This window comes from Pseudomonadota bacterium (genome assembly GCA_039028155.1).
In the GTDB taxonomy this organism is placed as follows: Bacteria; Pseudomonadota; Alphaproteobacteria; order SP197; family SP197; genus JANQGO01.
This window is the reverse complement of sequence record JBCCIS010000011.1, coordinates 116,926-128,595: the sequence shown is the minus strand read 5'-3', so window position 1 is coordinate 128,595 and position 11,670 is coordinate 116,926. Positions and strand designations below refer to the sequence as shown.

Sequence of the window (11,670 nt, the reverse complement as noted above, 5' to 3'; positions counted from 1 at the left end):
TGGAGGTCCAGGTCGGTTGAGCAACAACGCGGCGCGCCATCTAGAGCATTTTCCGTTTTGACGGAATCGGTCCCAGCCCGCTCCCCCGCCCGGCCACCCCGAGGATGCTGCCATGGGTGGCCGGGCGGGGGAGCGGGCTGGTGATGCCATTTGAACGGAAAATGCTCTAGTCCGATGGGGCCGGTGATGGCGCTCGTGCCAAGGCTGGACCGGGCGTGGCCCGACCCGGTGACAGGTTGATCCCGCGCAGCGCATACATGGCAACCGACAGCAGGACGAACAGGCCGACCGAGCCGCCGAGTAGCGCTAGCTCCTCGAGATCCAGCAAGACGTAGAGGTAGGCGTAGACGCCGGCCAGGATTGCCACGAACACCAGCGTCGCACCGAGCCTGCGGACCACCGACAGGGTGAAAAGACCGGTTTGCAGGACCACGGCCAGCGCGCTCACGCCAAAGGCGGCCGAGAAGCCGATGACCTCGGCAAGTGACAGCAGCAGGACGTAGAAGACACACAGAGCCGCGCCGACCAAGCCATAGTGCAGGACATGCAGTTTGGCGCCGAAGGAGACCTCGAGAATGAGAAAGGTCAGGAACGTCGCGACGAAGAACAGCAGACCGTACTTCACGGCCCGCTCGGTCTTCCGGTAGATCCCGACTTCCTCGACCAGGCGCACGCCGAATGCGGTTTCGTTTATGTCGACGATCACGTGGTTGAGCTGCGAGGCCGACCAGAACGAAGGATAGCCGCGCGCGTAGCCGGAGATGTCCCAGGTCGCGGCAAATCCGTCTGATCCAATCTCGCTCGCGACCGGCAGAAAACTTCCCTGGAAACTCGGCGCGGACCACGGCGACCGGATTGTCGCATGGGTCGACGTGGCCGTGGGCAGGATACCCAGATCGTGGCTGCCGGCGACTGTGTAGGTGATGGCGAAGACACCTTCATCGCCGGCGGATGCATCGTTGTCCCAACCTGCCGGCGCGCCCAGAGGCGTTTGGGTGCCCGGCATCACGGGGGATGTGGAAAGCGGCGTCAGATCGAGCGGCGCTGCGCGCCAAACCGTTTCGATCTCGCCACGGATCGTGCGGGCATCGGTCGTGTCCAGCCGCAGCATAGCGTTGTCCCAGTCGATGGCGATCATGTCGGCGGGGAACATGTCATCGGTGATTGGCGGGAAAGCGCCGTCTAACCGGACATCGGCGGCGTAAACCACGGCGTCGAAAATGCCGCGCCGCCTTATCTCCGGCGCCAAGCTGATGGCCATATCGAGGCTGGCTGGCAGGATCAAGAGACGATCGCGGACCGGATTGCCGGCGCCGCTGCCGTGTTGTTTGGTGCGGGTATAGGGGATTTCCAAGTAAGGGCCGGCAAGGCGCTGCGGCTCTCCCCAGACGGCGCCGATTTCCTGAACGACCTGTCGTTCGCGCGACCAGCGCTCGTCGATGAGATCACCGACCAGATAGAGCGGTATGAGCGCCAATACGGTCAGAACCGCGGCGGCAATCGCCTTGATCGTCAGGCCGTCGCTACGCGTACCTTTGGCCTGGCTTGATTGTGGCTGCTCCGCAGACGCAGCGTGACCATCCGACATGATCCCTCCCCCAAGATCGAATAAGGGAAGGCTCCGGGGGCAATCGGGACGCAAGATGGCGCAATCAAGGTTATAGCAAGGCGGTGCGCGTCCTGCGCGCGGTGTTGCTTAAGCGTAGTCGGGCACGACATAGAACATGGCCCGTGCCGCCTCGCCGGTGTAGTTCCAGAACTGATGCGGCGTGCCGCGCGGCAGGTAGAGGCAATCCTTCTCGCCCAACTCATACCAGTCGAAGCTGACCGGCAGGTGGACGTTGACGCGACCCTTCTCACACAAAATGACCTTGTCGCCACCCTCATGCACAACAACGTCGCCGCGAAATGAGGCCGGTAAGGTCAGGCTGCCCGCGGTCAATTGGTCAGTGCTGACATAAAGGGACTCGCGCACTTGGGAGGCCTGGCCCTGCAAGACGTGGAGCGCGTCATTCTCCGTCAGAGTGACGACGGCGCCGTCGCGCAGCCGGCGGTCGCGTTCGCCCGGTAAGGCAGCCGGCCACTTGCCCAAGAGATCTTGCCGCGCATTCGCAACCTCGCCCAACACCGGCTTGGTTTCACCGAACACGATTTCGGGCACGTCCGGCGGGCGTTCTTGAGGCGCGTACCAGTCCAGCACAACGGTCTCGGTCGCACCGAAGTTGAAACCGAAATGCCACTTGGCGCCACGCCAGAAGATCGCTTCGCCGGGCCGTGCGACGGCGACATCGCCTGTTTCCGGATCCTGGATCGTCAGTTCGCCTTCCAGGACATAATAGAAGCGGTTTTGGTCGAACATCGCTTTCCACCGCTCGGAACTGCGGAAGTTGCGGCCGGGTGCGAGCGTAAAGATCAGACAGCTGATCGACTGGCCGCGCCCGTAGATGATGTCGTTGACCTCGCCCGACTGCTCGTCGCCCCAAAGAAAGCGGCGAGTTTCGTCATAGCCCACGCGCATGGGCAGGTCGGCAAACAAGGGAACGTTCTTTGGTGCCTGAACCGCCTGTTTTTCCGCCATGACGCCCCCAACAAATCGATCGTCGGGGACTCTATCAGACGGCGATCAGGTGATCATGCCTCTCTCGCGCAGCATGGCGACGACCTGATCAGCACCCGCCTCGGCCGTCATGGTCTCTGTCTTCAAGACAAGCTCCGCGGCTTCTGGTGCTTCGTAGGGCGAGTCGATGCCGGTGAAGTTGGCGATCTTGCCGGCCCGTGCCTTCTCATAGAGGCCCTTGGGATCGCGGCCCTCGCACACCTCCAGCGGCGTGTCGACGAAGATCTCCATGAACTCGTTTTCAGCGACCGTCTCACGCGCCATGCGTCGTTCGCTGCGGAACGGTGAGATGAACGAGACCAGGACGATGATGCCCGCGTCGACGAACAGCTTCGCGACCTCCGAAACGCGGCGGATGTTTTCGACACGGTCGGCGTCAGTAAAGCCGAGATCGCGGTTGAGGCCGTGGCGCACGTTGTCGCCGTCCAGCACATAAGTGTGCCGGCCAAGCGCGTGCAGGCGCTTTTCGACAAGATTGGCGATGGTCGATTTGCCGGAGCCGCTCAGACCGGTGAACCACAGAATTCCCGGCGCCTGGCTCTTCAGCCGCGAATGGGCCGCCTTGTCGACATCCAGTTCCTGCCACGCGATGTTGGCGCCACGGCGCAGCGCGAAACTGATGGCGCCGGCGCCGACGGTGCCGTTGGTCAATCGGTCGACCAGGATGAAGCCGCCGGTCTGGCGGTTGTCCTCATAAGGATCGAACGGAATAGCCTGATCCAGCGACAAGTTGCACCAACCGATCTCGTTGAGGTGCAGGTCTTTCGCCGCCTGGTGGTCCAGCGTGTTGACGTTGACCTTGTACTTCAGTTCCGTGATCGTCGCGGTCACCGTCTTGGTGGCGCTTTGCATGATGTACTCGCGGCCGGGATAGAGCGGCTCATCGCTCATCCACAAGAGATGCACGCCGAACTGATCGGAGACCTCGCAAGGCTGGTCGCTTGCCGACAGGATGTCGCCGCGGCTGATATCGATTTCGTCTTCAAGTGTCAGGGTCACCGCCTGACCCGCTTGGCCGCTGTCGAGATCGCCATCGTAGGTCACGATGCGTTCGACCTTGCTTTGGCGGCCGGACGGCAGGGCGATGACCGGATCGCCCGGCTTGACGCTGCCGCCTGCGATCGTGCCGCTGTAGCCTCTGAAGTCCAGATTGGGTCGTGTCACAAGCTGGACCGGCAGGCGGAATGGCCGCGAAGCATCGTCGGTCGTGACGTCCACGGTCTCCAGATGCGCCATCAAGGTGGGCCCGTCATACCAGGGCATGCTGTCGCCTGTGGTCAGCACGTTGTCGCCCTTCAGCGCCGACATCGGGATCGCCGTGATGTCGTCGACACCCAAACCTTCGGCGAAGACGCGATAGTCGTTGACGATGGTACTGAACACATTCTCGGCGTAATCCACCAGGTCCATCTTGTTGACGGCCAGGACGATCTGGCGAATCCCCATCAACGAGACGATAAAACTATGGCGGCGCGTCTGGGTAAGAACGCCTTTGCGGGCGTCGACCAGGATGACCGCGAGCGAGGCGGTCGACGCGCCGGTCGCCATGTTGCGGGTGTACTGTTCGTGTCCTGGCGTATCGGCCACGATGAACTTGCGCCGGTCGGTCGAGAAAAACCGATAAGCGACATCGATCGTGATGCCCTGCTCGCGCTCGGCCTGCAGGCCATCGACCAGCAGTGCAAGGTCGACATCATCGCCGGTCGTGCCCGACACCTTGCTGTCGCGTTCGAGAGCGGCGAGCTGGTCTTCATAGATCAGCTTGGAGTCAAACAGCAGCCTGCCGATCAACGTGCTCTTGCCATCATCGACGCTGCCGCAGGTGATGAAGCGCAACAGGCTCTTGTGTTCCTGTTCGGCCAGGAACTGCTCGATGGACGGCTGGGCCGCGACTGCCTGATCGCTCGCCATCAGAAGTACCCTTCCTGCTTCTTGCGTTCCATGGATCCGGCCTGGTCATGGTCAATGACCCGGCCCTGACGCTCGGAGGTGCGCGCGATCATCATCTCCTCGATGATGGATTCGATATCGTCGGCCGTCGATTCCACGGCGGCGGTCAGCGGATAGCAGCCGAGCGTGCGGAAACGCACCGACTTCATCATCGGCTTTTCGTCCGGCAACAATTCCATGCGGTCGTCGTCGACCATGATAAGGCCGCCGTCGCGCTCCACCACCGGCCGGTTGGCCGCGAAGTACAGCGGCACGATCGGGATCTCCTCGCGGCGGATGTACTGCCAGATATCGAGCTCGGTCCAGTTGGAGAGCGGAAAGACGCGAATGCTCTCGCCCTTGCGAACCCGGGCGTTGTAGAGGTTCCACAGCTCCGGGCGCTGGTTCTTGGGGTCCCAGCGATGGTTGGCCGAGCGGAAGGAGAAGATGCGTTCCTTGGCACGGGACTGTTCCTCGTCGCGTCGGGCGCCGCCGAATGCTGCGTCGAATCTATGTTTGTCCAGCGCCTGCTTCAGCGCCTGGGTTTTCATGACATCGGTATGAAGCGCCGAACCGTGGGAAAAGGGTCCGATACCTTGTTCAACACCTTCCTGATTGGTGTGAACGATGAGGTCGAGCCCAAGTTCCGCTGCCAGGTTGTCGCGAAACTCGATCATCTCGCGGAACTTCCAGGTCGTATCGACGTGGAGGAAGGGAAATGGCGGTTTGGCGGGGTAGAACGCCTTTAGTGCCAGGTGCAACATGACCGACGAATCCTTGCCGATCGAATAGAGCATCACGGGTTTGCGAAACACCGCCGCAACCTCGCGCATGATGTAAATGCTCTCTGCTTCCAAATTTTCGAGATGGCTTAACGCCGCGCCGTCCCGCATGTCCGCGTCCGTTGTGTTTGACATAGATCCCCAGATGGAGTCGCCGACCAGACTTGTCCATATCGAAGTCACCGCGCTCACGTCGAGCTAAGGTAAACGGCCACAAAATGCAATAGTTTGACGGGTTTCGACTGGTAATTGAACGATCATTCAATTAAAACAGCATGGCAGACGGGCGGAAGGGCATGTGAGATGACAGGCAGATTGGATGGCAAAACGGCGGTCGTGACCGGCGGCACCAAGGGCATCGGGCGCGGCATTGTCGATCGCTTTTTAAGCGAAGGCGCTACCGTCGTGGTGACGGCGCGCAGCGCACCTGACCAGCCGTTCATCGACGGGGCGGCGGCGCACTTCTTGCCCGGTGATGTCGCGAAGCCCGACCATGCGAACGCCGTTGTCGGCGCCGCACTTGAGCGCACTGGCAGGGTCGACATTCTGGTGAACAATGCCGCCATTCAGGTCGAAAAGGCCCTACCCGACACCACCGAGGATGAGTGGGACCGAATCTTCGACGTCAACGTGAAGAGCGTTTTCAATTTCTGCCGGGCTGCCCTGGCGCAGATGACAAAGGCGGGGACCGGATCGATCATCAACATCGGCTCTTATGACGGCTTCATCGCCGATCCGGGGCTCGCGGCCTATTGCGCCACCAAGGGTGCCGTTCATGCGTTGTCGCGAGCCATCGCGGTCGATCACGGCGGCCAGGGTGTCCGCTGTAATGTCATCTGCCCGGGCTGGATCAAGACCGAGATGATGGACGCCTACCTCGCCAGCGTCCCCAATCCTGAGGAAGCGGCGAAGTTGCTGGATGCGAACCAGCCGATTGGGCGAATCGGTCGTCCCGACGATATCGCCAGCCTTGCCTTATGGCTGGCGAGTGACGAAAGCGCCTTCACCACAGGTCAGTTGATGGTCTGCGACGGCGGTCTGACCGCCCGGGCGTCCCAGCCGTGACCGCGCGCTTCAGGTGTCCGCCCACATCCTGAGCAGGTTGAAGCGCGCCTTCTCGAGTGTCATGAAGGCGTCGGACTCAGGGGCGCGCTGATGCAAGTCTTCGGCGACCGCCGCCAGTTCAAACAGGATCTGACGGCGCGCGGGGTCGCGTACGGTACTCTCGATCCAGGTGACGACGGCAAGCCGCTCACCCTGCGTAACCTCGTCGACGCGGTGGATAAAGTGGGTCGGGTAAAGAATGGCGTCGCCCGGCGGTAGCTTGATGCGCTGGGTGCCTGGCGCGGTATCGATAATCAGTTCGCCGCCTTCGTAACTGTCGGGGTCCTCAAGGAAGATCGTGATCGAGCAATCGACACGAAACGGCTGGGCGCCGCCCATGATGGCGTTGTCCATGTGATCGCCGTAGTGCATGCCCGGGCGATAGCGGCTCATGATCGGCGGCATGATGCGCCGCGGTCTGGCCAGGACCTGCAAGGTCTTGTTCTGCCACAGCCTGGCCAGAAGCATGCGGACCAGTTGTTCGCGGCCCTGCGCGCCAACAGCCAGTTCTTCGTTCATCTTGCGATCGGCGACCAGAAAACCGGCGGAATTCATGCCGTCAACGAATTCACCGGCCTTCGCCGCGTCGCGGACCGCCGCGACTTCCTCCGGTGAGATGATCTGGCGTATGATCTTGAGCATCAAACAGGGTCCCCGAGGGCATGGTGGATGAGCGGTTCTAACCTAATCCAAACATCACGAACACATCATGTGTAATCCCGGCGGCCACGAACTATCGTCTGCGTCATGATTATCGACGTCTTCTCCGATCCGATCTGTCCCTGGTGTTTCATCGGAAAGCGCCGGATGGAGCGTGCCTTCATCGACCTGCCGGCGAGCGAGCGGCCCCATGTGCGCTGGCGCGCCTTCATGCTGAACCCGGAAATGCCGCCTGACGGCATGGAACGCAACGCGTATCTGGCGCGCAAGTTCGGCAGTGGCCAACGCGCCGCGGAGCTTTACGACGTGATCGCCCAAACCGGTTTCGAGGAAGGCATCCTATTTGCCTTCGGCGATATTGCCCGCACACCCAGCACGCTCAACGCCCATCGCCTGATCCGCTTCGCCGACGACAAGGGTGTTCAGAACGACATCGTCACCGATCTGTTCGAGCGTTACTTCCTGAAGGGCGAGGATATCGGCGACCCCGATGTGTTGCGGGATGCGGCGGAACAGGTCGGTCTTGATGGCAATGCTGTCGCCGCTTTCCTGGAAAGCGATGAGGAACGCGACGCGGTTCTCGCCGATCACAACCTGGCGCAGCATATCGGCATCAGCGGCGTGCCTTGCTTCATTCTGGATGGCCGCTATGCGGTCTCCGGCGCGCAGTCACCGGACGTCTTCAAACGCATGATCGAGACGGCGACACTAACCGCCGCCGAATAGTCCCCCCTCATCTCACCTATTGTGCCGCGTTCACGGCCGGTTCGCCTGCGCGTGCAATAGCCGCCAGCCGCTCGATCAGCGTGCGGGTTCCGGTCAGGCGCTGATCGACATCTTCCCACACCCTGGTCGCGACGAGACGGTGGTCGGGGCGCAGTTTGACCATGCCGGCCTGCTCGGCGATGAAATCGACCAAGCCGGCAGGATTGGCGAACTGTTCGCCATGGAAGGCGACGCTGGCGCCGCGCGGGCCGGAATCCACCTTGGCGATGCCGGCCATGCGGCACAGGCCCTTGATCGCGACGATGTCCAGGAGGTTCTGGACCTCCTTGGGCAACTCGCCGAAGCGATCGGTGAGTTCCTCGGCCAGATCGTCGATCTCTTCCTGGCTTTCCAGCGCGGCAATCCGCCGGTAAAGACCGAGCCGGACGTCGAGGTCGCGCACGTAATCGTCGGGGATCAGGACGGCGGTGCCGATGTTGATTTCAGGCGACCAGGTATCCGCCGTGGTCTCGGCGCGGCCTTCCTGGGCCGCCTTGGCCGCGTGCACCGCCTCCTCCAGCATCTGCTGGTAGAGCTCGATACCGACCTCCTTGATGTGCCCGGACTGTTCAGTGCCCAAAAGGTTGCCGGCGCCACGAATGTCCAGGTCGTGGCTCGCCAGACTGAAACCGGCGCCCAGGCTGTCCAGGCGCTGCATCACCTCCAGTCGGCGTTCGGCCGTGCGGTTCAGTTTCTTGCCGGGCGGCAAGGTCAGGTAGGCATAGGCGCGCGCCTTGGCCCGACCGATGCGCCCCCTGAGCTGATAGAGCTGGGCGAGACCGAACATGTCGGAGCGGTAGACGATCATGGTGTTGACGTTCGGGATATCGAGGCCGGATTCGATAATCGTCGTTGAAATCAAGACATCGATCTCGGCGTCGTAGAAGGCGCCCATGACGTGTTCGAGATCGCCGCTCGCCATGCGTCCGTGGGCGATGGCAAAGCGCGCCTCGGGCACCAGCTCCTCGAGGCGCTTTCGGACCTTTTCCAGATCGGAAATGCGCGGGCAGACGAAGAAGGTCTGCCCGCCGCGCAGCTGTTCGCGCCGGATCGCCTCGCGCACGGTGACCGAATCGAAGGGCGTCACGAAAGTCCTGACCGCCAGGCGATCGACCGGGGCCGTGGCGATCAGGCTCAGGTCCTTAACGCCGGTCAGCGACATCTGAAGGGTTCGGGGGATCGGCGTCGCGGTCAGGGTCAGCACGTGGACGTTCGCCTTCATCTGCTTCAGGCGTTCCTTGTGTTTGACGCCGAAGTGCTGCTCCTCATCGACGATCAAGAGGCCCAGATTTTTGATGGTGACGTCCTTGGCGAGAAGCGCGTGGGTGCCGATCGCGATATCAATTGTGCCATCGAACAGGCCCTGCTTGGCGGCCTTGACGTCCTTGGTGCCGACAAAACGCGAGAGCTGCGCGATCTTGACCGGCAGGCCGCGAAACCGCTCGACAAAGGTCGCGTGGTGCTGGCGCGCCAGAAGCGTGGTCGGCACCACGACGGCGACCTGATAACCCGCCATGACGGCCAGGAACGCGGCCCTCAACGCCACCTCCGTCTTGCCGAAGCCGACATCGCCGCAGACCAGGCGGTCCATCGCCCGTCCCGCGGCCAGGTCGACCGCGACGTCGCCGATCGCGCGTTCCTGATCCTCGGTTTCGTGGAAGGGAAAGCGTGCGCAGAACTCGTCATAGAGCCCCTGTGGCGCGGTCATGCGCGGGCCGGACTGCAGTTTTCGTTCGGCTGCGACCTTCAGCAATTCGCCGGCAATCGCCTGAATGCGCTCTTTGAGCTTGGCGCGCCTGGATTGCCAACTCGCGCTGCCCAGGCGGTCGAGCTGTACGATCGTGTCGTGGGAACCGTAGCGTGACAGCACGTCGATGTTCTCGACGGGTACGAAGAGTTTGTCGTCGCCGTCATAGACGATGCGCAGGCAATCGTGCGGCGCCTCGCCGCGGGTCAGTGTCTGCAGCCCGTCGAACCGGCCGATGCCGTGATCGACGTGAACGACATAATCGCCCTCGCCGATCTGCGACGCCTCTGTCAGGAACCGTTCGGCGTCGCTTCTGGTGCGCTTGCGCGCCGGGCGGCCAATGCGGTCGCCGACGATGTCCTGTTCGGTCAGCACCAAAAGGCCCGGCGCTTCGAAACCGTGATCCAGGCTCAAAACGGCCGCCACGGCAGTATTGCTGGCGAGGCCTTCGGCGCCCTGCCAGTTTGCGATGTCTTCGATCGCCGGTACACCGTGATCCAGCAGCAGCTTGGTCAGACGATTGCGGCTGGCGACGGTCGCGCCGGCGACAATCACGCGGCGGCCTCCTTCCTGTTCGTGCTGCACGTGGCTGGCGACCTCGTCGAACAGGTTGACGTCGGTGCGCTGGCGCTCGGCGCTGAAGTCGTGAGCCCGTCGCCCGGCGGCGTCGATGATCACCGCGTCGCCGGACGGCGCCTCGCTGAATGGCGACATGGCGATGACCTCGGCATCGGCCAGCGCGTTGTCCCAGGCCAGTTCGTTCAGGTAGAGCCGCTCTGGCGGCACGGGTTTATAGGGCGGTGCCTCGTCGCCGGCTGGTTTGGCGTCCGCTTCGCCGACCCGATGGCTGAAGTGATCGCGGATCACCTCCAGACGTGCATCGCGCGCCTCGATGATGCGGTGGTCCAGCACGACGATGGGACTATCCAGATAGTCGGCGAGCGTTTCCAGGCGCTCATAGTAGAGCGGCAGCCAGTGCTCCATACCGGCGTAACGACTGCCGGCCATGACCGCCTCGAACAGTGGATCGTTTCCGGCGGCGATGCCGAAGAGCTCGTGGTAACCGCGGCGGAAGCGGGCGATTGTCGCCTCGTCCAGCAAGACCTCGCTCGCCGGGCGCAGCGATATTGTCTTGAGGCGTCCGGTCGAGCGCTGGTTCATCGGATCGAAGCGGCGTAGCGCCTCCACCTCGTCACCGAACAGATCGATCCTGACCGGTTGTGCCTCTCCAGTCGGAAAGATATCGACGATATCGCCGCGCAGCGCATAGTCGCCGGGCTCCATGACCGTACCGGTTCGGCTGTAGCCGCCGCGCGCAAGCAGCGCCTGGAGCGCGTCGCGGTCAAGCTCCTCGCCCATGGTGATGGCCAGCTTGGCGCCGCGCAGCACCTCACGCGGCGGCACACGCTGCAGAAATCCGCCGGCTGTCGTGATCACGATCTGCGCGCGCGCCTCACCGTCGGCCAGGGCCGCCAAGGCGGCGACCCGTTCGCCGGAGACGGTCGGATTGGGTGAAACGCGGTCATAGGGCAGACAGTCCCAGGCGGGGAACGCCAGGACCTCCGCCTCAGGCACAAAGAACGCCAGCGTATCCGCCAGGCTCGCGGCGCGCTCCGCATCGCGCGCGACCACCACGATGTCGCGGCCCGCTGCCTGGCGGCTGATATCGCCCAGCAGCAGGGCGTCGAGCCCTTCCGGCGCGCCACAGATGATGGTGGAACGTGTCTTGTCCAGGCGATTTACTATGTTTTCGATCATGTTACGTCGATAATTTAAACTCTAAGAAGAGGTCGACAACGTCGTTAGCCTGGTGTTCCGGGGCTGGTCGGCGCCGGCAATACCATGCGTAGATCTCCGGATCCGGTTGGTTCAGCAATAGTTCGAAGCGATGGAGCTGGTCGTCGTCGAAGTCTCTTAGGTGCTCATCGGCAAAGCTGCCCAGAAGCAGATCCATCTCCAGGATGCCGCGATGCCATGCGCGGTAGCGCAGCCGCTTGCGGCGCGGGTCGAGGTCGGTCTGATCAGCTTCGGCCATTGCTAAGGTCCTGTTGATGGCTGTCCATCTA

9 protein-coding genes are annotated in these 11,670 nt (G+C 62.6%); 2 read left to right on the top strand and 7 right to left on the bottom strand.

What is annotated here, in order from left to right; translation table 11 throughout:
* Positions 1-166 precede the first annotated feature (166 nt).
* From creD to cysD, 4 genes are all read right to left on the bottom strand, one after another.
* Entirely contained in the window at positions 167-1,588 is a 1,422-nt protein-coding gene (gene creD / locus AAF563_08530) for a cell envelope integrity protein CreD (GenBank protein MEM7121305.1), read from the bottom strand.
* 108 nt (positions 1,589-1,696) lie between these two features.
* Entirely contained in the window at positions 1,697-2,578 is an 882-nt protein-coding gene (locus tag AAF563_08525) for a hypothetical protein (protein MEM7121304.1), read from the bottom strand.
* Positions 2,579-2,623: 45 nt separating this feature from the next.
* On the bottom strand, positions 2,624-4,528 hold the full coding sequence (cysN, locus tag AAF563_08520; protein MEM7121303.1) for a sulfate adenylyltransferase subunit CysN: 1,905 nt from the start codon (positions 4,526-4,528) through the stop codon (positions 2,624-2,626).
* On the bottom strand, positions 4,528-5,463 hold the full coding sequence (gene cysD, locus AAF563_08515; protein MEM7121302.1) for a sulfate adenylyltransferase subunit CysD: 936 nt from the start codon (positions 5,461-5,463) through the stop codon (positions 4,528-4,530). Before cysD ends, cysN begins: the two co-directional genes overlap by 1 nt.
* A 168-nt stretch (positions 5,464-5,631) precedes the next feature.
* Between cysD and AAF563_08510 the strand changes: the two genes are divergently transcribed.
* The gene (locus AAF563_08510) at positions 5,632-6,393 is read left to right on the top strand and encodes an SDR family oxidoreductase (protein MEM7121301.1); all 762 of its coding nucleotides are present in this window, start codon (positions 5,632-5,634) and stop codon (positions 6,391-6,393) included.
* Between the two features lie 9 nt (positions 6,394-6,402).
* Here the strand turns inward: AAF563_08510 and AAF563_08505 are convergent, their stop codons facing one another.
* Positions 6,403-7,074 (bottom strand): Fe2+-dependent dioxygenase, encoded by a 672-nt coding sequence (locus tag AAF563_08505; protein ID MEM7121300.1) that lies wholly within the window; start codon positions 7,072-7,074, stop codon positions 6,403-6,405.
* A gap of 105 nt (positions 7,075-7,179) precedes the next feature.
* Between AAF563_08505 and AAF563_08500 the strand changes: the two genes are divergently transcribed.
* Positions 7,180-7,818, top strand: coding sequence for a DsbA family oxidoreductase (locus tag AAF563_08500; protein MEM7121299.1), 639 nt, complete (start codon positions 7,180-7,182; stop codon positions 7,816-7,818).
* A 16-nt stretch (positions 7,819-7,834) separates the two neighbouring features.
* Here AAF563_08500 and mfd read toward each other — a convergent pair whose 3' ends face one another.
* Both mfd and AAF563_08490 read right to left on the bottom strand, forming a co-directional pair.
* Positions 7,835-11,362: a transcription-repair coupling factor gene (gene mfd, locus AAF563_08495; protein ID MEM7121298.1), complete on the bottom strand. Its 3,528-nt coding sequence runs from the start codon at positions 11,360-11,362 to the stop codon at positions 7,835-7,837.
* A 1-nt stretch (position 11,363) separates the two neighbouring features.
* A complete protein-coding gene (locus tag AAF563_08490) occupies positions 11,364-11,639 on the bottom strand; it encodes a succinate dehydrogenase assembly factor 2 (GenBank protein ID MEM7121297.1) in 276 nt (91 codons plus the stop codon).
* Positions 11,640-11,670 lie beyond the last annotated feature (31 nt).